General features: G+C 54.1%; 14 protein-coding genes. 7 read left to right on the top strand and 7 right to left on the bottom strand.

Translation table 11 applies throughout. The annotated features are described in order from the left end of the window. The first annotated feature begins 435 nt into the window (after positions 1-435). The 3 genes from FF011L_RS14710 to FF011L_RS14700 are packed head-to-tail and all read left to right on the top strand — an operon-like array spanning position 436 to position 5,831. Entirely contained in the window at positions 436-3,357 is a 2,922-nt protein-coding gene (locus tag FF011L_RS14710) for a PSD1 and planctomycete cytochrome C domain-containing protein (protein WP_218932639.1), read from the top strand. Positions 3,358-3,363: 6 nt separating this feature from the next. Then, positions 3,364-4,863, top strand: coding sequence for a DUF1501 domain-containing protein (locus FF011L_RS14705; RefSeq protein ID WP_145352413.1), 1,500 nt, complete (start codon positions 3,364-3,366; stop codon positions 4,861-4,863). A gap of 32 nt (positions 4,864-4,895) precedes the next feature. Next, positions 4,896-5,831, top strand: a complete 936-nt coding sequence (locus tag FF011L_RS14700; protein ID WP_246109421.1) for an alpha/beta hydrolase — start codon at positions 4,896-4,898, stop codon at positions 5,829-5,831. Between the two features lie 91 nt (positions 5,832-5,922). Here FF011L_RS14700 and FF011L_RS14695 read toward each other — a convergent pair whose 3' ends face one another. Beyond that, on the bottom strand, positions 5,923-8,496 hold the full coding sequence (locus FF011L_RS14695; RefSeq protein WP_218932638.1) for a DUF4838 domain-containing protein: 2,574 nt from the start codon (positions 8,494-8,496) through the stop codon (positions 5,923-5,925). Between the two features lie 422 nt (positions 8,497-8,918). Here FF011L_RS14695 and FF011L_RS14690 point away from each other — a divergent pair, with 422 nt between their 5' ends. After that, entirely contained in the window at positions 8,919-9,884 is a 966-nt protein-coding gene (locus FF011L_RS14690; RefSeq protein WP_145352411.1) for an endonuclease/exonuclease/phosphatase family protein, read from the top strand. A gap of 186 nt (positions 9,885-10,070) precedes the next feature. Next, on the top strand, positions 10,071-10,691 hold the full coding sequence (locus FF011L_RS14685) for a class I SAM-dependent methyltransferase (RefSeq protein ID WP_145352410.1): 621 nt from the start codon (positions 10,071-10,073) through the stop codon (positions 10,689-10,691). A gap of 1,456 nt (positions 10,692-12,147) precedes the next feature. Here FF011L_RS14685 and FF011L_RS14680 read toward each other — a convergent pair. Continuing rightward, entirely contained in the window at positions 12,148-13,125 is a 978-nt protein-coding gene (locus FF011L_RS14680) for an alpha/beta hydrolase family protein (RefSeq protein WP_145352409.1), read from the bottom strand. Positions 13,126-13,438: 313 nt separating this feature from the next. Here FF011L_RS14680 and lepA point away from each other — a divergent pair, with 313 nt between their 5' ends. After that, the gene (gene lepA, locus FF011L_RS14675; protein WP_145352408.1) at positions 13,439-15,235 is read left to right on the top strand and encodes a translation elongation factor 4; all 1,797 of its coding nucleotides are present in this window, start codon (positions 13,439-13,441) and stop codon (positions 15,233-15,235) included. Between the two features lie 82 nt (positions 15,236-15,317). Here lepA and FF011L_RS14670 read toward each other — a convergent pair whose 3' ends face one another. After that, on the bottom strand, positions 15,318-16,214 hold the full coding sequence (locus FF011L_RS14670; RefSeq protein WP_145352407.1) for a rhomboid family intramembrane serine protease: 897 nt from the start codon (positions 16,212-16,214) through the stop codon (positions 15,318-15,320). Positions 16,215-16,410: 196 nt separating this feature from the next. Between FF011L_RS14670 and FF011L_RS14665 the strand changes: the two genes are divergently transcribed. After that, the gene (locus tag FF011L_RS14665; protein WP_145352406.1) at positions 16,411-16,713 is read left to right on the top strand and encodes a hypothetical protein; all 303 of its coding nucleotides are present in this window, start codon (positions 16,411-16,413) and stop codon (positions 16,711-16,713) included. An 84-nt stretch (positions 16,714-16,797) separates the two neighbouring features. Here the strand turns inward: FF011L_RS14665 and FF011L_RS14660 are convergent, their stop codons facing one another. From FF011L_RS14660 to FF011L_RS14645, 4 genes are all read right to left on the bottom strand, one after another. Beyond that, entirely contained in the window at positions 16,798-18,120 is a 1,323-nt protein-coding gene (locus FF011L_RS14660; protein ID WP_145352405.1) for a TAXI family TRAP transporter solute-binding subunit, read from the bottom strand. 165 nt (positions 18,121-18,285) lie between these two features. Beyond that, positions 18,286-20,883 (bottom strand): alpha/beta hydrolase-fold protein, encoded by a 2,598-nt coding sequence (locus tag FF011L_RS14655; RefSeq protein ID WP_145352404.1) that lies wholly within the window; start codon positions 20,881-20,883, stop codon positions 18,286-18,288. Between the two features lie 859 nt (positions 20,884-21,742). Continuing rightward, complete coding sequence (locus FF011L_RS14650) at positions 21,743-21,940, bottom strand: cold-shock protein (protein ID WP_145352403.1); 198 nt, start codon at positions 21,938-21,940, stop codon at positions 21,743-21,745. 307 nt (positions 21,941-22,247) lie between these two features. Beyond that, positions 22,248-23,654, bottom strand: a complete 1,407-nt coding sequence (locus tag FF011L_RS14645) for a hypothetical protein (RefSeq protein ID WP_145352402.1) — start codon at positions 23,652-23,654, stop codon at positions 22,248-22,250. Positions 23,655-23,764 lie beyond the last annotated feature (110 nt).

Here is a 23,764-nt window from a genome sequence, read left to right as displayed (position 1 = left end):
ACCGCATGGGGCTTGTGCGGTTTCGATTTTCACGAACCTCAGTGGACCGGTGTCGTTAACGAAGGGGACTGAGGAAATTTCGAACGAAGGTGACGACGATAAATGCGGCTGGCGGGATCGGACTTGGGGGGGCCGCGTGACTTCGATCCCTATCCGGATTCGATCGAAACGATTCAGCCCAAGCATTCTCTGTAATTTAGTGGTTTGGCCCGTTTGCGATCTTTATGAAACGCTTCGAAAATGCCATTAGGGTGACGCAAAAGTCCGAATGTTCGTCCTTGCAGTCGAAGAACGGTATCGATGGCCGGATCCGCGGGCTGTGAGGGTGTTCGCAGTCGACACTTGCGTTTGATTTCTGTTACACTAATAGTCCCGCCTGCGGTAAATCCGCTCACTACCCCGCCTGTGATCACAACATGCGACAGGAGTTCGTTGATGCGATCCCACTCCATTTTAGCTGCCGTTTTTCTGCTCGGTTTGGCTCTTCCTCTAAGGGCCGAGTCCGACAAGCAAAACGCCGCCGACAGCGTTTCGTTTGAAGAAGACGTGCGCCCCATCCTCAAGGCTCATTGCCTTGAATGCCATGGTGAAGGTGAAGAGACCGGCGGAGAATTAGATCTCCGGCTTAGTCGATTCATTCATGTCGGTGGCGACAGCGGCCCTGGCGTGGTCGCCGGTAGCCCCGACGAAAGCCCGCTCGTCGAGCGAACGGCCTCGCAAGACATGCCGCCTGGAGAGGTGAAACTGACTGAGGAGGACGTGGATGTCCTGCGTCGCTGGGTTGCGACGGGTGCGAAAACGCTGCGTCCCGAGCCAGAGTCGATTCCAGATGGTGTCTATGTTCCACCTGAAGAGCGTGAGTTTTGGTCCTTCCGGCCGATTCAAAATCCTGAGGTCCCTGAAGTGGCTGCTCTGGATCGCGTTCGAAATCCCATCGATGCCTTCTTGCTGCGTCGCCTGGAAGAAGAACAGATGGCGTTCTCGCCTGACGCGGATCGTCAGACGTTCATCCGTCGCGCTACCTTCGACCTAACGGGCCTTCCGCCCACTCGGCCAGAAGTTGAAGAGTTTATTGCGGATACCGACCCGCAGGCTGTCGAGAATTTGATTGACCGCTTGTTGGAATCACCTGCCTATGGGGAACGTTGGGGCCGGCACTGGTTGGATGTCGTCGGCTACGCCGATTCCGAGGGATACACCGTGGATGACCCTGTCCGCTCCCATGCCTACCATTATCGTGACTACGTGATTTCGGCGTTTAACGATGACATGCCATTTGATCGCTTCATCCGCGAGCAATTGGCGGGTGACGAAATGATCGGCTATCCCAAGAAAAATCTGTCCAGTGAAGAAACGGCAAAGCTGATTGCAACCGGTTTTCTACGGATGGTCCCCGATGGGACCGGCAAGGTTAGTGGCGAAGAAAAACCTCTCGCTCAGAATCAAGTGATGGCCGATGCCCTGCATGTCGTGGGCAGTTCGTTGTTGGGGTTAACGCTCAGCTGTGCACAGTGTCACAACCATCGCTACGATCCGATTCCGCATGCCGAGTACTTTCAGGTTCGCGCGATTTTTGAACCAGCCTATGACTGGAAGAATTGGCGAAACCCCGGCGCCCGACTGGTATCGCTCTATACCGACGACGATCGGAAAACGGCTGCTGAAATCGAAGCCGAAGCGAAGGTGGTCGACGCCGAATACAAAAAACGCGCGGCAGAGCTGATCGCGGAGACCTTAGAAGACCAGTTGGTCCATCATGTTCCCGAAGAACTGCACGACGCGGTTCGCTTGGCCTATCAGACGCCGGTCAAAAAACGGACCGAAGAACAGAATGCCCATCTGAAGAAGTATCCCAAGATTCTGAAGATTTCAACCGGTTCTTTGTATCTTTACGATCGAGAGCTACGCGGCAAACTGGCCGGGTTGAAGAAAGCCTACGCTGAAAAGACCGAAACGGTTGTTGCCGCGACACAAGAAAAGGCTCTCGCTGAAGTCGCCGAGGAGGTTGCCAAACCGTTCGCAGCCGCTCTGCTTGTTGCCGCGGATAAGCGTACGAAAGAACAAAAAGACTTGATTGCCGCACACCCTGACCTGGTGGTGACCGCGGGCAATTTGGCTAAGCACGATAAAGCGGCCGCTGCGGAATTGGCGGCGCTGAAAGCGGAAATCGATCAGACTAAAGAACGTGCGCCGCAATTAGCAGCGATCAGGAGCCGTGCCAGTGCGATCCGGGCCAAGAAGCCGAAAGAAGAATTCGTGCGGGCGTTGACCGAAATCCCAGCGAAGGTTCCTGAAACGTTTTTGTTTTCTCGAGGCGATCATCGCAACCCACGCCAGGAAGTTAAACCAGCTGTCTTGTCGATTCCTGCCGCTGGCAAAGCGGTTGAAATTCCTGTCGACGATGAAAACCTACCGACCACCGGTCGCCGTTTGGCCTACGCCAAATACTTGACAAGCGGCGAGCATCCACTTGTCGCAAGGGTTTTGGTCAATCGGTTTTGGATGCACCATTTCGGAAAAGGGATCGTAACGACTCCGAGTGATTTCGGGATCTTGGGCGATCGCCCTTCGCATCCAGAGTTGCTTGATTGGCTGGCCACTTACTTCATGACGAACGAATGGAGCGTCAAGGAGTTACACAAATTGATAATGACTTCGACGGCCTATCGACAGGCGCTGCGAACCATGCCGGCGGATGGAACCGATCCAGACAATCGCTTGTTAAGCGGGATGTCGCTTCGACGCCTAGAAGCCGAAACATTGCGAGACAGTGTCTTGGCGGTCAGTGGCAAATTGAATGCTAAGCGATTCGGACCTCCTGTTCCCGTGATGGCCGACCGCGTCGGACAAATCGTCGTTGGTAAGGAAAACCTGAGTGCAGGTCGTCCTGGTGCCGTGATCGATATGAAGGGAGAAGATTCAAGACGCTCCGTCTACGTACAGGTGCGTCGAAGCCGTCCGCTGGGGCTGCTTGATACTTTTGACGCTCCCAAAATGGCGCCGAATTGTGAAACACGCGCTACGTCGACTGTTGCTCCACAGTCTTTGTTATTGATGAACAGTGAATTCTTACTGAAGCGCTCAAGCGATTTTGCTGGCCGGCTTGCCGAAGAAGCTGGTGAGGATCGAAGAGCTCAGGTGAAGCTTGGCTGGGAACTGGCACTGTGCCAGACGCCAAGTGAAGAACAAGTCGATATGGCTGTGGCGTTTATTGACCAACAAGAAAAGCACCTAAGCGATTCCGCGGAGGCTGCGGCGCTGGCAAAAGCGGACAAGACGCAGACCCCCCAACGTTTAGCGGTCGCTAGTTTCTGTCAGACGCTTTTGGGTTCAAACCGTTTCCTATACGTAGATTAAGAAGCTATGGAATATCAACAGTCTAGAGAGCGACGGTCGCATCGCAGTGGACCTTCGGTTTCCTCACGCCGTCATATCATGGCTTCTGGGGCGATAAGTTTGGCGGGGTTCGCCCTCGCAACTTTGTTGCAGAACGAAAAACTGAAGGCGGAAACCCCTGCAAAGGATCCGTTCCTTCGTCCGGAACTGGAACCGAAATCCTTCGACGTTAAACCTAAGAAACCCCATTTTCAGCCCACCGCAAAGGCGATGATTTCGCTTTGGATGCAGGGAGGCCCCAGTCATCTGGATCTGTTCGATCCAAAGCCTGAACTGGACAAGATGGATGGGAAAACCTTCGAAGGCGATATTAAATACGACAACGCCGCCGAAGCAAGTTCCAAGCTGATGGCTTCGCCTTGGAAGTTCAGCAAACATGGCGAGTGCGGGATGGAATTGTCGGAACTGCTGCCAGGACTGGCAGGCGTTGTCGATGACATCACGATGATCCGGTCGATGCACACCGGGGTTAACAATCACGGCCAGTCGATTCAGGCATTGCAGAACGGACGAATCCTCACCGGTCGGCCTACGGTCGGCAGCTGGTTGACCTACGGGTTGGGATGCGAAACGGACAACCTGCCCGCCTATGTTGCGTTGATCGATCCAGGTCAATTGCCGGTCATGGGTGTCGAAAACTGGACCAACGGGTTCTTACCTTCGGTCTATCAAGGGACCGTCATCCGGCCCAAAGAACCACGGATTTTGAACCTTGACCCTCCGGCACATCTGAAGGGTGTAGCCCAGAAAGAAGCCCTCGGTTTCTTGGAACAATTGAACCGCCAGCATCTGGCCGAGCGTGAAGGGTACCAGGATCTGGAGGCTCGAATCGCTAGTTATGAACTGGCGTCGAAAATGCAACTCGCTGCCAAAGAAGCGGTCGATTTCAGCACCGAGACCAAAACGACGTTAACGATGTATGGTCTGGACGATCCTGCGACCAAAGATTTCGGCGCTCGATGCTTGATCGCTCGCCGCTTGATCGAACGGGGCGTCCGGTTCGCACAGGTGTTCACTGAAAACCAACGCTGGGACCATCATGGCAGTATCGCCAGCGGGCTGCCTACGGCTTGTAAGAAGGTAGACATTCCGTCGGCTGCACTGGTCAAAGACCTTAAGCAACGCGGCATGCTTGATTCCACGGTTGTGCACTGGGGTGGCGAAATGGGACGCCTGCCAGTGATCGAGAACGACAATGGACCAAAGCGTGTTGGCCGGGACCACAACACCTACGGCTTTAGCATGTGGGTTGCGGGTGGCGGATTCAAGAAAGGGCACGTTTACGGAGCAACCGACGAACTGGGCCATAAAGCGGTCGAAAACGTCGTCAATCATTTTGATTACCATGCAACGTTGCTCCATTTGTTTGGCTTGGATGCGGAACGTCTGAACTTCGATTCCAACAACCGAACGATGTCGCTGCTGGATAACCAGGGCGGAAAAGTGATCAAGGGATTGTTGGCTTAGGACGCTGCAAAACTCCTTTTCTTTGGAAAACCATGCGTGTGATGATCGCTAAGTCCTTGCTGGCCGCGTTGGTGGCCAGCGCTGCTGTTCTATCGCCGCTGTATGGTCAGGAGAAAAAGGAAGTTCAAGTCCATCGTGATTTGGTCTACGGCGAAGTAGCCGGGGCACCGCTGACGTTGGATTTGTATCTACCCAAAAGCGAAACCGCGTCTCCGTTAATCGTTTGGATTCATGGAGGCGGATGGCGAGCTGGATCCAACAAAAATCCTCCCCTTGTGAAACTGACTGAACAGGGGTTTGCGTTGGCAAGTATTCGGTATCGTTTTACCGATACGGCTATCTTTCCAGCTCAAATTCACGACTGCAAAGGGGCAATCCGTTGGTTGCGGGCGAACGCGAAACGCTACGGTTTGGATTCGACCAGAATCGCGGTCGCAGGCAGTTCCGCGGGCGGGCATCTGGCGCTGTTGGTCGGGACCTCTGCCGGCGTTGCTGCTCTGGAAGGGGATACCGGCGGGAACCTTGACTACCCATCCGATGTCCAGGCCGTCATCGATTACTTCGGGCCATCCGATTTCGTGTTGCGAGGTCAGACTCAACCCGAGCGTGCGTACACCAATCAGTCAGGCAGCTTTGCACTGTTGGGCGGTACCGAAGGCGAAAGGTTAGCTGTCGAAACGGAACGGTTTGCCAGTCCCGCGAACTATATCTCTAAGGACGACCCACCGTTGCTGGTGTTCCATGGCACCGCCGATCGGACCGTGTTGTTGGATCAAAGCCAACATATGGTCCAGCGTTACAAGGCAGCGGGACTAGAGGCGGAATTGGTTGTTCTTGAAAACGCCGGCCATGGTGGGAAAGCCTTCTATCGAGGCGTTCACCTTGCGGAAGCAACACGCTTTTTGGTCGATCATCTTCGTGATCCGGATTCGCAACTGGATCCGGATTTGACTTCCCCGACGCGGTAAAAGGTTGTCCGGAACGGATGCAGGTGCTGCAATTCCGTTGCTGTCCAACCACCGTCTGTTCTGCAGCGGAACGCATTGTTCGGTGCACCGGCTATTCTTCGTGATCGGCGTCAACGACCTCTCGTGGTAGCAACAGCGTTTCGGCGCTGGGGGCGAGGTAGGGAGGAACCGTCATCAGCATGCGGCTTCCACGGGAATTGACAAATTTCCAAAGTGCGCGATCCTGACCGCTGGGAACGGCGACACTGAAGTATCCGGGGGAATCCATCTCGGAAAAATCGAAGAGGCGGTTGCCCTCTGAATCATGCAATTCGCCTTTTGTGGAATCGGTATAACCGCCGACGATTTTCGTTCCGCGTGGGACATAGAAGTAGAGGTCCCACCTTCCGCCTAACCGCATCGGTTCCTCGATCGATGAGCGTACGGTCCAAGGAATATCCGCAGGCCAAACGACTTGGGTCTGGTCGCTGCCGTCGTTCCACTCTATCGAATGAAGTCCGCTATAGGGACTGGTTAAGCGAACGGTGCGCTGGATGCCATCGGGGGGCACACTGTTGTCGGTGTCGACCGCATCGAGGGTCGCTTCCGCTTGTGCGTGAAGCTGGAATCGAACGTTGCCGCGATCGCGATAGTGTTTGATCAACCCACCGGTCACTTGTAGTTCGAGTGTCGATTTCGGTTTCGGCAGCCAGGTATGAACCCGCTGCGTTCCGCGATTGCGATTGTCGTAGCGTCCTTTGGCGACCGGAGCCAAGTTCAATTGGTTCGCGGGAACAAGATCGTCACTATAGTTTTGAGCGACAAAATCAAGGACGGTTGGCTGATTGGCTTTGATCCCTGCTGCGAGAATGTCTTGGATTTCGTCTGTAGAAAACGGTTCACTGCTTTTCCAAGGATTCTCTTCTTCGGGAACCTTCCAGTCAGCCTCTGCGGGAACATTGACAGCGGAGTCGCGAAAACGGTCTCGTTGGCAAAGGGCGACGGTCGACAGCATCATTCTGTCTTGAATGCGGTAGGCATGTCGCCACACCTGTTCAAACCCGGCTTGCCTGGCGGAGCCTTTGGAGACTCGGTAGGTCTGGTAGAGCTCCAGATAGCGTGTGTACAAAATCAGGTCCGCAATACGGGCATGGATTTGTTGGTCGGAGGTCAGCTGTTGAGCCTTGTCGAGATATCGGTACATGCGGGCTATGACGTCCTCTTGAGATCGAACCGATACCGAGTCCTGGTTTAGCAACTGAAAAAACTGTCGCATCGGTGCAGCCGCTTCGCCAAAGGCACCGGTCAGAAAGTCCTCGATCAGGTCATCCACTTGCTGGGCGTTATCGACATCCCAAAGGATCTGCGGCGTTAACCAATAACCAAGGCCATTGGCACCCCAGCTGTCCATGTTTTCTGAATTCATGAACCTCGCACCATGTTCGTAGAACCAGGGAATCGTGCGGGTCAGGTAATCGATCTTGCCACCGCGTGCTTTCCTCGGCAGGTCATGGCTCCAAGCAAAGACATCGTGATAGTCGCGAATGCCGATGACGGCGTCTTGCCGTTGCCAGCCTTCGACCAATTCCTCAACCGTGTACCCACCCCTGATGAATGCGGTTGCTACGCTGATCACGACATTGGGGTGGGCTTTGATATTTGGAGGTGGGCTGTGTTGGTTGTATCCATACATGCCGACATGTTTGGGCCCTAATCCCAACTTGTTAATCGCGGTCGCCACATCGTTGGCAAGGGTCAACGCCCGATCTGAAACGCTTCCCACTGCAGCGCATTGGTCGCATTCGCACCACCCGCCTCCGTCCGACGGATCCATCGAGATGCTTTTAAGTCTTGGATTCGCCTTGATCGTGGCAACGGCATGGTCGACGACCAGTTGCCGGAGCCCTGGGTTGCTGATGCAGAACTTCGCATTCGGTCCCGTGCGACGTTCGCCATCAACCAAAGCGAAATACTCTGGGTGGGCGGAAAAGGCTTCCTGATGACGCCTGACGATGTTCCCGTAGGCGTGTCCGGTGCTAAGGGAGTAAGAAGAGTTCAGTCGATTGCGTGTTTTCCAGCGAGCCCATAATGCGCGGTCGGACCATGGGGCACCACGCGGCGCCTGACGCGTAACGTAGTCCGGTTTTTCGGTCACACAAATCGCAATCGATAATTTAGGCTGATCGGGGACGACTTCCCACGTATCGGTCAAAAAATACAAGCGATATCCCATGCGATGCAGCAGACCCCAGACCGCGTTTTCGACGGCCATGGGTGTCGAACCTAGCACGTAGAGCTGATTTGTGGTGGAGCATAAAAGGTACTGATCAGGTCCGATACCCGAATCGTCAAACGGTTGCCTTCCCGGTCGATTTGGAAACGAGGTTTCCAGTCCAACCACGATTCCCGGTTGGCTGCCATCGAAGTCTGCTGCCGCTTCTTGAATGGTGAAGGGAGCACCGCTGATCTTTTGCAGATACTCCTGTAGGTCTTTAGCGGCGGCCAGCACGATGGCATCGCAGTCCTCTCTGACCACGATTGGCAGGAGAGCTTTTTCGGCAGACGCCAGCAGGATGGTCGGCGGTGATTCTGCGGTCGCGTGAGAATCTGCAAGCGAAGGAGGCGTCAGCGCGATCAGGAAAAGGAAACAGGGAATCCAGGACCACTGCAGAGATAGGTTGTGCATTCGGTCGGTCATCATCCAGTGCCTAATGTGCGTCGTCGGGCCGAGGGGAGAAGCATCAAAGATTGTAACCTTTCGCTCGGCGAAAGTCGCTTTAAAGGAACGTTCGTTAGTGGGGGGAGGAGCGATTGATAGGTTGGCGGTTTCCTAGCGGATTGCAGGGGTGTGACAGGAGACCAAAATCCCAACCCGCTGCGTCAGCGAGGGATAGCGGACGGCTCTTTCGGTCCCTCGCTTACGCAGCGGGTTGGGATGACGGACTGCGGTTTCAGTCCCTTGCTTACGCAGCGGTTTGGGATGTCGGGATGGCGCTTTCAGTCCCTCGCTTACGCAGCGCGTGGGTGATCTTGGGGATCGACTTGGACGCGTAAAATTGTTGGAGGTATGATTGCGGAAACTAAATAGACGATTAATAGGTTTGCATAATGATGGTTCGATTTCGTGGTCTGGTTGGCAGCTGCATTTATCTGGCGATTGCGGTAGCGTTTGGCGTCGTCGGATCGGCGGGGGTGGCAGCTGCGGATGATCCGGCGACAACGATTCGAATCATGTCGTTTAACATGTGGTTAGGGGGTGTGGCGGGCGGTCAGTCTCTGGAACAGTCCGCCACACTTGTGCGAGCCTCCAAGGCGGATGTTGTTGGGCTGCAAGAGACCGAAGCAAAGTCTGGTGAGGGGAAACCAGGAATCGACAACGGTGCCCGCCTAGCCGAATTGCTCGGTTGGCATTTCCTGGATCAAGGAGGTCGGACGGCCGTGATCAGTCGATTTCCGATCACCGCTTCGACACCAAACAAATGGGGCGTGCAGGTTGCCTTGCCCGGCGGCAAGAACCTCTATTTGTTTAATGCTCATTTCCCCGCTTCCCCTTATCAGCCTTACCAGCTATTGAAAATTCCTTACGGCAAAGGGCGATTTATCGAAACCGCCGAACAAGCGATTCTGGAGGCTGATGAAGCTCGCGGTGCGCCGCTACGACGAATGCTGTCCGAACTGAAATCTATCGATTCGGAAATACCGCTGTTTGTTACCGGCGATTTCAATGAGCCTTCACACTTGGACTGGATACCGGCCGCGGCAGCTGCGGGAGCCTGTCCCCTAGCCGTTGCATGGCCAACGACAAGCGCTGTTTGCGATGCAGGGTTGCTCGATTCCTTCCGCCAAGTTCATCCTGACCCGCTGAAACGCAACGCCTTTACCTGGACTCCGTCGACCCCACCCGATGATCCAAAGGATCGGCACGACCGAATTGATTTTGTGTTTCATAGTCCTCACTCCACTGCAAAATCGGCGAAGATCGTGGGTGAATCGACAGCGAATGCGGATATCGTGATCGATCCGTATCCGTCCGATCATCGAGCAGTGGTCGTAGAATTTCAGCTTGCGAAGTGACCCATACTGCGGTTTTGTTTGGCCACGTTTTCGCAGCGGGGCGCGTAGCGCTGACGCCCGGATGCGACGATCTGGGAATTTGATGTTGGAACTCCGAGGGTAGGACCCTTCGTTCGCGATAAGGGGTCGGCTACACTGCGACGCTTTTGTATTCCTTTGATTACTGCCGCTTCGCGAGATTTATTTGTGTCACTACAGTCGATTGTGATCCCGGATTCGATGCGTGAGATCGAATTGTCACAGGAAGCGACCCAGTTGATGGATCGCGCGAATGAGAAGATCGAACGGTTCATGTTGCGGGACCAACAAGTCATCGAGAACTTTGTGACCTGCGACTTTCATTTGCTTGGTCAATCGCTTCTCTGGATTGAGCAGAATCATTTGCTGGCCGGCGATCGTTTTTGTGAACTCGGCAGCGGATTCGGGGTGGCTGCGATGCTGGCGGCGATGCAGGACATGGAGGCCGTTGGCATTGAGATCGAAGCATCGTTGGTGGAACAGTCCAGCGAACTAGCCGACGAGCTGGGGATTGGGGTCGATTTTTTTCAAGGAAGTTTCATCCCCCGCGATGTGAACGGTCTGTTGGACTGGGGGGCCGACATCGAACATGTCGATACAGGCGAGGGGGATGTGTATGAAGAAATCGGGCTATCGATGGATGAGTTCGATCTCTTTTTTGCCTTCCCTTGGCCAGGTGAACACGAGTTTTTCGAATCGGTTTTTGATGCCTGTGCCGCCGACGGAGCCCTGTTGCTGACTTACCGTGGTCGAGAAGGGATGAATCTGGTTCGGAAGCAAGCCGATTAGACGGCGCCGCTTTCTTTTCCGCGTGCGCGAAATGAGAAAAGGTAGGTCGCAGTTTCGTCGCTCCGGGGTTGGGCTGGCGATTTTTGATTGTCGCCTTTCGCTCGGGCCGTGCGATAAATGAATCAAGAAAGTCTGGCTCCCCTCGCCCCTAAGCGAGCTCTTTGTTGCGGAAGAAATCTCTGCTAGCTCATTGCATGTTCTCTGCCTCTTTCTTTGATTTAGTAGAGCTCGCTTGGGGGAGAGGGGGAGATTTCCAGGCGGCGATTTTGCAGCGAAGACGCATTGAACGCCTCGGATTTCAAGCGGTTATGCCACGTCTTGCCCAACGCTGTCGGCCCCTCTCCCCCAGCCCCTCTCCCCCAAAACAAGCCTTTGAATCGTACCGAATTGCATTAGCTGGCGAACCGTTGATCCGGTATCAAACCTGTCTTAAGCGAGCTTGTTTTGAGGGCGAGGGGAGCCAGATTTACTTCATTTATAAATCGCACGTCCCAAGCGAAAGGCGACAATTCCTAAGTCGCTGCCGCATCGGGTTAAGATTTCGGCCGCTGTTTGTTTCCGCTGGGCTTGTCCCAGTCGGGACAACAACTGGCAGCTACCCTATTGCTGCGTCCCCGTTCATCCTTCTCCGCCAGCCCCGAATCGCCTAGGCGATTCGGGGCTGGCGGAGAACCGCATTTCGATTGCATAGGAGGGTAGCTGCCAGTTGTGAGTCCGCCGGGGCAAGCCCGAAAACGGAACTCTTTCGCAAGCCTGCGGGCTAGGAGCGTCGACGCAGCGAATCCCAACCCGCTGCGTTAGCGAGGGATGACGGACCGTGTTCCCAGTCCCTCGCTTATGCAGCGGGTTGGGATTTTCGGATGCGTTGTCGCACAGCAGCAAGCCAACTCGGAAACCGTCACCTATTGACTTCGTGTCCCCCGTGAAAAACCGATTGCGGGCGTACTTTCGCGGGGGACGTGCGATAAATAAATCAAGAAAGTCTGGCTCCCCTCGCCCCTAAGCGAGCTCTTTGTTGCGGAAGAAATCTCTGCTAGCTCATTGCGTGATCTCTGCCTCTTTCTTTGATTTAGTGGAGCTCGCTTGGGGGAGAGGGGCTGGGGGAGGGGGGGAGATTTCCAGGCGGCGATTTTGCAGCGAAGATTCGGTGAACGCCTCGGATTTCAAGCGATTATGCCACGCCTTGCCCAACGCTGTCGGCTCCTCTCCTCCAGCCCCTCTCCCCCAAAACAAGCCTTTGAATCGACCTAAATTGCATTAGCTGGCGAACCGTTGATCCAGTATCAAATCTGTCTTAGGCGAGCTTGTTTTGAGGGCGAGGGGAGCCAGATTTCCTTCATTTATAAATCGCACGTCCCAAGCGAAAGGCGACAAACTCCAGCGCGGTCAACGTAAATTCACAGGCTCGCGGCGATTTGTTGCGGTTGCGTTTGAAACGTAGGTTGCGCGGGAATACCTATTTCCATTCCCAGCGATCTTGCTTGGTTAGAACTTCGTCGGTCTGCGGCGCGTTTGACTGAAGCCACTTCTTTGCCGCTGTGTCGTCTTCTAGGTAGGCTTGCCAGAATTTGGTGCTTAGTTCTTGGATGACACCGTGGTGTTTTGGATCGCGCTGCTTCGTACGTAGACGTTTTTCGTCGCTGAATGCGTGGTGTTCGGCTCCCTCCAGAACGAGTTGAAACTTGTCGCCTTCAGGTAACGCGGCGTAGACCGATTGCCTTGCGGCTGGAGTCACTTGGGGCTGGATGGAACTTGCGTCTTTGGTTCCTGTCATGCAGAAAAGGGGCTTGGACAAGGATCCAAATGTTTTCTCGGTCGATAAACCTCGGACCGGTTGGGGGCTCATGGCAAGGAAGGCATCGATGCGAGGTTCGGGAAACGAACGATTACGAAAAAACTTGCGTCCTGCGACCGCGAGGGTGGTTGCCGCGCCAAAGCTATGACCGCTCATTCCGATGTGCTCTAAATCGACACGTGCGAACAAGGGATGCGATGGTTCGGTGTTCCAGGTTTCGACTTGATCCAGGATAAACGAGACATCCTCGATACGGTCCATCACGTTCTTGGAGTTAAGCGTTGAGCGGAGAGAGTCCATTTGGGACTGAAGTGGCTTTCTTTGGATAATCTGTTTGTCGGAGCCGTGGTGCTGCAGGAAAATGCAGACGTAGCCGGCGGAGGCCCAGTGTTTGCCCAAATAGACGGAATTTTCGCGGGATCCCCCCAGTCCGTGAGAAAAGAGAATCAGCGGGCGCGATTCGGGTTGATCTGGAAGATAGATTCGGATTGGAACCGTTCGTTCACGTTTCGCGTCGACGGGCTGCAAGTCGACGATGGAGGCCTCTGTGGCGGCTTGGGCTGGTTGCTTACAGACTAGCAGCAGGCAGAGTACCGCGGGGACTAGGCAGGCTAGGCGGAGGATGATGGAAGATGTCATTCGATTTTCCTGTGGATACATGGTTCGAACCTAATCGTTCACATGGAATGTTAACCGTTTAACCCTGCCTTTATCGATCGGCAGCGTTAAGATTTGGGGTAGCCGGATTTCCGGACACCGGTGAAGAGCCCCTGCCCGTCAGGGAACCGAGCGGGCTATTTCGGTTTAGCTCTGGCCTGTGTGTCGGAAGCGAACCGTGAAACGTCCTTTTGGCGAGGCACCCAAAAGGCACTCCCTGTTGGTTTCGCGGCGGATTCACTACGATTTTACTAGCCAGCGACCGTTTCGTCACAATCTTAGAAGACCGCTACGCATGAAGAATATTCGCAATTTCTGTATTATCGCCCACATCGATCATGGTAAATCGACGCTGGCCGATCGTTTGATTCAGGTTTGCGGTGGGGTTACGCAACGCGATTTGCATGACCAAATGCTCGATTCGATGGATATCGAACGGGAGCGAGGAATCACGATCAAGAGCAACACCATCACTCTGGAGTATCACTCGCCCGATGGCCAGGATTATCAACTGAATTTGATCGATACGCCGGGACACGTCGATTTTTCACACGAAGTCCGCCGCTCGCTGATGGCTTGCGAAGGCGCGTTGATGGTGGTGGATGCCTCGCAGGGGGTGGAAGCCCAAACGGTGGCAAATCTTTATTTGGCGTTGGAATACGATCTAGAACTGCTGCCGATTATCAACAAAATCGATTTGCCTGCCGCGGACGTCGATCGCGTCCGCGAAGAAATCGATTCGGATTTGGGGCTGGATCCATTTTTGGCGATCCCTGTGTCGGCGAAAACAGGCGTTGGGATCGAGGATGTCTTGGAAGGCATCGTCAAACACCTGCCCGCTCCCCAAGGAGACCCCGACGCGCCACTAAAGGCGTTGGTGTTCGATGCTCACTTCGATAAGTTTCGCGGCGTGATCCTTCAGTGCCGAGTCATGGAAGGGACTTTGAAGCCTAAAGATACAATCCGCTTCATGCATGCGGAGCGGGACTACAAAGTGGATGAACTGGGGTACAACCAATTCAAATTGAATCCGCAGAAACAGTTAAGCGTCGGTGAAGTTGGGTACATCGTCGCGGGGGTTAAAAGCGTCCAAGACATCGAAATTGGGGATACCATTACTCTGGTCGATCGCCCGGCAGCGGAACCGATTCCCGGGTACCAACCGGCTAGGCAGGTTGTGTTCTCCTCGGTCTATCCGATGAGCACCGATGAATACCAAGACCTGACAAAGGCGCTTGAGAAATTAGCGATCAACGATGCGGCGTTAACGTTTGAAAAAGATAGCTCGGCCGCTTTGGGGTTCGGGTTCCGTTGCGGGTTCTTGGGGCTTTTGCATCTGGATGTTGTTCAGGAGCGTTTGCAGCGTGAATTTGACGTCGGGTTGGTGATTTCCGCACCGTCGGTGAAGTACAAGTTGGAACTGAAAGATGGCTCGGAGGTCGAAATCGACAATCCGACCTATTGGCCCGACCCAACCGTTATCGAAGCGATTACCGAACCCTATATCAAAGCATCGATTTTGATACCGGAGGAGTATGTTGGTCCGGTGATGGAATTGTGCCGCGAACATCGTTCGGAAAGTCAGACGATGAACTACTTGTCCGCGGGACGCGTTGAGGTTTCCAGTGAAATGCCACTCGGGGAAGTCCTCTTCGATTTCTATGGCAAACTAAAAATGCTGACCCGCGGCTACGGTTCCTTTGACTACGTGCCCATTGAATATCGTCCGACCGACGTTGTGAAAGTGGACATCCTGGTCAACAAAGAACCGGTCGATGCGCTCTCGTATCTGGTGCACCGCGATAAATCCCGAGCCCGGGCGCTTCACTACTGTGAGCAACTGGCCGAAGCGATTCCTCGGCATCAGTTCAAGATTCCGATTCAGGGAGCGATTGGAGGGTCGATTATCGCTCGCGCCACCATTCAGCCTTATCGAAAAGACGTGACGGCGAAACTATATGGTGGAGACGTATCGAGGAAGAAGAAACTGCTTGAGAAACAGAAGAAGGGGAAAGCCAAAATGAAACAATTTGGCAATGTGAATATCCCACAGAAAGCTTTTGTTTCCGTGTTAAGAGCGGACAAGGATTAGCCGTCCGGTCGACCCTTCGGACCGGTCGTAAGGCTGGTCCGTTAAGGTTCGATGTCTTGTGCGGATCTGGTTTGATTCTTTGTTACGAAAAGTTTGCAGCACAGAACCAGGCAACGATCACCAATCCGATTGCCGCGACGCCACAGCCGGTTTGCACGAATTCGTTGGACAGCCATCGAGCCGGCAGCCGACTGGCACCCCAGCCAATTCCCAGGCCGGCGATAAAGCCCGTGACATGGGCCAAGACATCGGTCCGTTCGTCGCCGACACCGATGAACGACAGCAGGAGGACGCCGGCGATCAAGGGGCTCCAGCGTTTCATGCGGTTCCCGCGTTCAAAGGAACGGGGCCGAAGGGCATGGGCCACCATCATCCCCAATGCGGCAAAGACGGCTGTGGAAGCACCGATCGACGCATGGTCGGCCGACTGGGCAAAGGCGTTCATGGCGTTGCCAAGGGCGCCCCCTAACGTGATGCACAGCCACGCGACTCCACCTCCAAATATGCGTCCTGCCATCAGGCCAAACAGGCCTCCAAACAGAAGGTTGGACGCCAGGTGCCGACTGTCCGCATGGAGTGTCAGGGCGGTGATTGTCCGCCACCACTCCCCACTCGTCACCTCCCCGGCTCGCATCACGCCAATCGAATTCCAGTCCCAGCCGTAGGCCGATAGGTTCGCCAATAACGCAACGGAGAGGATCGTTGCTGCGTAGAGAACGATTCCGGCAATCGCGCCGGAATAGGTTTGGACTTTGCTTGCCGGCCGCGTGGTCTCTGCGGGGTGGTCTTGTTGGTACGCATGCAATTCCGCAAATGCGGCGGGAACGTATTGGCTGGGGACAACCAGGACCCAAGATCCGGCTTGGGGGCGCATGTCGGAGGGAATTCCAACCGCTTCGAGAACCAGTCGAGATTCAAAACAGGTTTCGCGACTGGGCGCACGAAAGACAACTTCGTCTTCGAGGGGTAGGTTTGCCATTGGTTTGTCGATTTCAGCCACTGCGTGATGAACAAGGAGTGCGCTAGATGATTGGATTCATTGCTACACTTTAAATCGTCAGGATCGCTCGAAGATTGGCATGAATCGGGGAGAGAATCCGGACTTTCAGTCGCGATAATCGAATGAGAGGGTACCTTTTACCATACGAACGATTCCTCTCTGAATGGAGCTTGCCGTGTTTCTTCGCTTCTTAGCCGTCGTTTCACTCTTCGTGGTGACGGACAGTCTTAGCCTTCAAGCCCATGGAAATGGTCGAAACTGGAGATCTCCCGCCACTCCCGGCAGGGTCCATCTGGACGCCAGTTTTTTCGGAAATCCGCAGGATTTCAGTTATGGATACCGGGGTGTGTATCCCAACAACGGTTATGGCTATACCTACGATCCATATCGAACCGGCAGTTTCAAGGCTCCGGATTTGATGGACGATCCCTATTTTCGTTCCCAAATGAACGTAGGCCGAAGAAGGCACGCCCGGTAGCACAGGCTGCCAGCCTGTCGGTCAGCGAAAAACTGGGCCGATAGTCTCCTCCCCTCCTCTGCCCTGGCACCAACCCGGTCCTATTCATTCGCTGGAAGGTTCTGGACTTAGCAGGATCGCTTGAGCGTTGCCCAAGCGATCGGCGGTCATTTTCAGCATGTTCTGCAGAATGATATACGTATCGTCGGCGTCTAGACGCTCGTCGATCAATTCTTCACAGGCGGCCGCTTCGATCTGCTTTAGTTCATTCTCCAGCGCCAACAACTGGGATCGATTCGGTTGGTCGCTTAGTTCCAGCAAGATCTCTTTGATCCGTTGGTAGTAGGTATCGACGTGGTTCTTCCGACGCTGAGCGTACCAGCGATGGGCGCTGTGCAATCCACTGAAACCCAGTAGCAACAGGGTCACGATCAGCCCGATCGATTCGGCATTCTCGGCCAGGAACCCAGGGTCATTGCGATGGTAATACGCTTCGGCGCCGGGATGGATTGGGAATTGCAGAAACGCTTGCGCACTCGTTTCGTCAAGTTGACTTAGCTGGGCGATTTCTCGGCCGAGGACGGCTCGCTGCGCGAAAAGGGTTTCGGTGAAATATTTCGCATCGAAATAACTCAGGTCACTTCGTGCGACAAGGACCGCGTTGACCCCGACCGACGAAATCGGGGTTTGTGGACGCCCCGCGTAGGTCATCATCGGGATCTGAATATATGAGGCATAGGGATAATGAACCTGAAAACCATTGATCAGGTCGACCGGTTCGAAATAGGTCCCCGATTGTTTTGGATCCGCCAGCCGAATCGGCACCAGTTCGATCTCCTGGTCCTGCATCAGGTTTTCGATTACCTGGGCGCCGATTCCAACAAGAAAGAACGCCGCGTCCAGTTCATCGCTACGCAGTTTTTCGGAAGCTTGTTGGAAGGATTGGTGCTGGAGGTTGATCTCTTGCAGGTTGATCCGAGAGAAGTTGAGCAGTTCGGCAACGACCTGAAACGTTCCGCTGTCTTTCGCGCCAAGATTGGTTCGTTTACCGACCAAGTCGTTCAGGCAAAGGATGTTGGCCTCTTTGCGGCAGGCTAGATGGAGGACTTCTGGATACAAGGCGGCCAGGCTTTGTAGTCCGTCGCCGCCGATCGAATCGTTTTGAACGATCGCAATGTCCGCGGTCCCCTGTTCCAGACGCAAGATGTTTTCTTGACTGCCAGAACTTTGTTGGACCTGGACGGTGATATCCGGTCGCTCTTGCTGGGCAACTTCCGCGATCCGTGTCCCCACCGTGTTGTAGACCCCAAGTTCCGAACCTGTTGAAAAGCGGAGCGGGGCCGGAGATTTCCAAAGACGCTGGGTGATGAACAGAGCGAGCAGCAGCAAACAGAGGACAACAGTAGCAATGCTGGCGATTCGGTACATCGGGGAGCGTTCCTATCAGGCGATTGAATCCATGCGGGCCAGATTTTTGCACCGCTCAAAAAGATCCGCCGCAGCGGCCGGTAAGAACCGCCGCGGCTGCCTGTTTGATCGATGGTAGCGTTCAATATAGCCACCCTAGAGAACGCGTTAAGCAGGCGCGTGAGGTTACTGCACGCTTAACTTGCGACGATAGATGGTCTTTCCGTTTGTCACATAGAGATACTGATGGTCTTTGCCGGCCAGGATGCAGCTGGTCAATGGTTGGCTGCTATCCGGCGTGGGTAGGACTCCGCACATCCGGCTGGTCGGATCAAAGATCTGCACCCCTAGGGCACTGGTGACGTAGTATCGCCCACGTTTGTCGACAGCCATGCCATCGCCTCGAGCCGAAGGCATGTAAGGGGGAGGTTGATTGAAGTTGAATTCTCCCTTGGGATCAATTGGCTGACGAAGGGTCATCGTTGGCATTTTGGCATCAAGCGATCCATCTGAGTTAACACGGAAGGTCCAGGTGGAATGACCGCCGTACTCGGATACCGCTAGCGTTCCTTGGTCATTGGTTAAGGCTATCCCGTTGGGACGGAGAATGCCGGTATCTGCGACCGAGACCTTTTTTGTTTTTAGGTCGATATGGATGATTTGCTGATCCCGCGTTTGCGTGAAGAACAAATGTCCGTCGGAGGTGATTGCGAGGTCATTCGGTGCCACGTCGGTAGCGATGACTTCGGTTTCTCCCGACGCAACATCGATGGCGATGATCCGTTTCTGCGATCCTTGGCATCCGTACAGCCGGCCATCGGGACCAAATTCCAGCCCGCTGATCGATTCTTTGGCGATTTCATCCTGAGACCCATCGGCGACGTTGATGCGGTAGACGCCGGGGGCTCGCATGTCGGAATAGTAGAAATTGCCTTCCGCGTCGGTGCAGGGAGCGTCTGCAAAACCGAGGTCTTGCACGACAGGTTCCCAGGATTCGCCGGGAATCAACAGGTTTAGCAACGTGAAATCGCTTCGTAGGTCATCCTTGGTGTTGATTTCGGGTTCATTCGTTTCGGTACGCCACAACCACTTCATCGCTTCAGGGAAGTTAGCGCCGCCGAATTCGGAATTATGGCCATAGCCTTCTGCCCAATCAAAACGTACGTCGTACCCCATGTACTGCAGCGCAGCGGCCATGCGTTGGTTAGACCACGCCCAGCTGCCGAATGCGTTGTCGACGTCGCCGCTGGTATCCGCCATGTAGACGCGAATCGGTTTGGGTTCCGTCTTACGGACCAGCGCCGGATAAACGTTTCCGCCACGCAGGTTCGTGAAACTGCCAACGCTGGAATAGACTTTGCCAAACGCTTCGGGATGTTCCCAGGCAGCGGTGAAAGCACAGATTGCCCCGGAACTGCTGCCGCCGATGGCGCGTTGGCTGGGGTCGGACGTGAGTGAGTATTTCTTGCTCACTTCAGGAATGATTTCTTCTAATAAGAATCGCGTATAGCGGTCCCCAAGGCTGTCGTATTCCAACGAGCGATCGGAGGGTCTACCGTTTTTACCTCGAGTCTTCGTTTGGTCGTGCCCTGGGTTGAGGAAGATCGCAATCGTAGGAGGCATTTCCCCTTTGGCAATTAGGTTGTCAAACACAACCGGGACACGCCAGTTGCGTTTCGTATTGGCAAATCCAAGCCCATCTTGAAAAATCATAAAGGCTGTTGGTTCGCCAGCCTTGTACTGAGCCGGAACATAGATGGACCAATCCCGAATCGTATTCTTTAAGACTTTCGATTCCCACGGAGGCATCGCTTCGACAACTCCTTGGGGAACGTTTTCGTTGACGATTGCATCGGAGTGTGGTTCCCACTTGGGGGCTTCGTGGGATTGTTCGATATGCGTCGATTCGGCGGAGTCATCCCATAACCAGCGGAGGGCACTTGGGAAAACCTTTCCGCCCCATTTGCTGCTGTGGCCCCCTTCGGTGATTTCCTGCTTATACGTGTATCCGGAGAACTGTAGGGCTGCGGCAACGTCTTGGTTCCCTAAGGGCCAGCTTCCGTGAAGGTTTGAAAGATCGTCTTTCCCTTCTTGCAAATAGACCTTGATCGGTTTGGGCGCATCCTTGGTTTGGCGAATCAATCCAGGGTAAGCCCAGCCGCCACGGATATTGGTGTAACTGCCAATCTGCGAAAGAACTTTACTGAACTGATCGGGGCGTTCCCAGGCGACCGTGAACGCACAAATGCCACCGGAGGAAATGCCGCAAACGGCTCGCTGCTGCGGATCGGAGGAAACATTTAGATCCTTCAAAGCGACCGGGAGGAATTCATCGAGCAAAAACTTGGAGTAGCGATCTCCGAGCGCGTCGTATTCGAAGGAGCGATTGCTTTGATTGGATGCACCCTCTTTGGTGGCGGCAACGGTGCCGGGATTTACAAAGACCGCAATGGTCACCGGCATCGCTTTTTGAGCGATCAAGTTGTCGAAGACCGTTGGAACGCGAAACGATCCATTTGGTTTCGCATAGTTCTTGCCATCCATGAAGACCATCAGGCTGGCTGGTTTGGAAGCATCGTACTGTGCGGGCACATACACGCTGTACTCACGAGTCGTCCCAGGGTAGATCTCGCTGGAGTCAAATGTGCCGTTCGTCACCTTGCCCTGTGGAACCCCCGGCTGCGGTTCGCGATCTTTCGCATCGTCCGAGTAGAGAGGGGAGCAACAGGACAGGATCGCAAACAGAGCGAGCGTGTGAGCCAATAAAAAACGAGGTTGTTTCATCGAAGATGTGGGGAGTAGCAGGGAGGAGTTTGTGGGGGCGCCGGAGCGTCAATGCGAATACCAGTTTAACAAGGAAAACAGCCCGTTTGTATCGCCAAAAAAATTGCAAAGGCCAACGTCGCTCGGGTTTTCGGAGCGAGCGATTTAGAAGGCCAGGCTTCCCAGTAGGCCGTTGCTGTGCGGCAAGGCACTAAAGAAACTCAACTAGATCCGTCACGGGCCGTTGTCTTAGGGATTGTCGCCTTTCGCTCGGGACGTGAAATTTATAACTGACGAAAATCTGGCTCCCCTCTCCCCCAAAACAAGCCTTTGAGTCGCGTTCAATTGAACTCGATTGCGAACGGGTGATTCAATGTCAAACCTGTTTTAGGCGAGCTTGTTTTGAGGGCGAGGGGAGCCAGATTTTCTTTACTTATTCTTTTCACGTCCTCCGCGAAAGAATGTCGCTCCAAACTTCGTTATAGGCCTGGATCGTCAATTCAAAGAGAGAACGGTTAAGGCTGGGAACGTCGTTTACCGCGAGTGAAAACCGGTGCGAAATCGATTGATATGTGAATATCATGACGAACGCTGCCAAGTCTTCTTTCGATTGGCTGTCAACAAGAAAGTAAGCACTCGATGGTGCGATTACTGGGTTAGATGGTAACCGTTCCAGAGCCCTCTTCGCTGCGATCACGCATGATTGCGATTAGGCTCTGGGCGATTCCATTTGCACTATAAAAGGAGTGCAAAAATACAGAATGATTTTTAAGGCGTCGGCGATTGCACCTGAGGTGAAACCGCTCGGACCGCAGATCGTTCGATGAACGACCTTAAAACACTCTGCTCTGTTGTGAATTAATCACTAATAAAGCGTAAACTACGCGGTTTGGACGTTTTCGGCACATGGGCCTTTTGGTCCGCGACCTTCTGTGTACGTAACGCGTTGACCTTCACGAAGGTCATCAAAACTCACTCCCTGCAGGCTAGACGAGTGAAAAAACAGGTCTTTGTCAGTACCGTTGTCGATAAATCCAAAACCCTTGTCCGTAACTCGCTTGATCGTGCCTTCTGCCATTTCATCATTCCTAGAAAAATTGCCGCACCGCATTCAAACAGTGTGTTTACATGCCGTACTGCGAAGTAATCAGTCTATCGGAGATTCGCTGCAAAGGCTATGGCTTGAGTCAACGATATTCTGAGAACTTCTCGAATTACTGTTTTAGCTAGCCAAAACCAACTGTTTGCTATCGTTTTAACTGTTTGGAATTTTGCTGGTTAAGCCCTTTTTACGATTTCTTGCACCGGTGGATTGTAAGAATTGGTCTTAAACGTATTTATCATGCAACAACCGTCATCGGTTGGGCTGCACCTGAGGCGTTGAATTACGGACGATCTGTTTTGTTTTGATCGGTCGCAAGCACCGTCTGTAGAGCGGGTCGGATTTTGGCTTCAGATCCTGCGGCAACCCATCGCCAGCTGTGACCGAAGTCTTCATCGAATGCTTGTTTCGTCGGAATGTAACCAGGCCAGCATTCGCCGTAACCGATCGGCATTACGAACGAGTCGGGGCGCATTTGCTGGGCGATATGTTGATAACCGACAAAAGCTTCACCCGGGAATAGGACGATCTGAGCGGGGCCAAAATCGATGCATGGTAGATCGATCGGTTGCCCCGCATCGATACGCTGCAAACTGCTTAATCCCATCGCAGCCAGGATCCGCTCGCGAATCGGTTCTTCTTTATCCTTCAGGATCGCGGTAAGCGCCTTGACGGTAAACGCGTCCCCTTCGTGAAAGTCTAGATCGAGTTGGCGACTGCGGAAGTCGATCTGCTGCAGTGCCATCGTTTCAGTGTTGTCCCAGGCATCGACCATTCCCTGATAAAGTTTGTCGGCTAATTCTTTTCGGCGCGCCTGCGCCCCGTCGTTGTACTTTCCTGCGGTCACGTCTCCGCTACAGCCACTCACATAGATTTGATGAATCGCAGGGTTGTCGTCCTGTCGCTGTTTCCGGGCCATCCCCACGAAGTCGGCACTGATGTCGCCTCGCCCGTAATAGCTCATCGGATGGACCGCATACGCGCTGATCGCGGCGACCGGTTGTTTGTCGTTCCAAAAACTGATCGTTCTTAGCCAGGGATCGATCTCCCCTTCATCCGTCGCGGCGTAAAAGGCGTCTCCTCCGCTGCCGCTTCCGCGACTGTAATCGATTCGCCCGTCTGGGTGCACAACACGCCTCGTCGAAGCGACCTCATGGACTTTGGCTTTTCCCATTCCCAGGTGCGTTACCGGAGTCGTTTTCTTGAGCGATTCCTTGACCGCTGTAGCGACCCGTTGCACCGTGCGGCGGTGAAACGCCACGTCGCACATCTCGCCGCCCAGGCCGACGGATTCCAGCAAAGCCTCTGCGCCGGTGTCGGTGACGGGAGCATCATGTTGATGCAACGAGCTAAGCAGCACGCGTGTAGGCGTGGTCTTGGCCGCAAGAGCGATTGCACTGCGCCAGTCATCGTACGCACCATTGCGTACTTCACAGTAGTCCAACGCCAGGATCACGATCGGTTTTTGGTCACTAAGGATCACCATCCCTCGTGCATAAAGAGGATCGACCAATCGCTCAACTTTTCGTGGAATGATCGCCATGCTTCGGTGACCGATCGGGACCGTGATATCGACCGAGAACGTTGCGATTTGAAACGGATCCGCGGCATTCGCCGCTGAGGCACCGAAGGGGCTGAACGGAAGTGCCAATAGAATGAGCGAGAGAATGCCAGTTAAATTGCTAGACATAAGCGAGGATCCTGAATTGGTTGGTCATTTTTCGGTTGCGGTAAAATTGCGAATCGGTAGCTTGTGAAGCTGACCTATCCGGTTTTCTATCCCGTTCGAACGACGCGTGA

This window comes from Roseimaritima multifibrata (genome assembly GCF_007741495.1).
GTDB lineage: Bacteria > Planctomycetota > Planctomycetia > Pirellulales > Pirellulaceae > Roseimaritima > Roseimaritima multifibrata.
The sequence above is the reverse complement of the archived record's forward strand: the minus strand, read 5'-3'. Positions and strand labels throughout refer to the sequence as shown.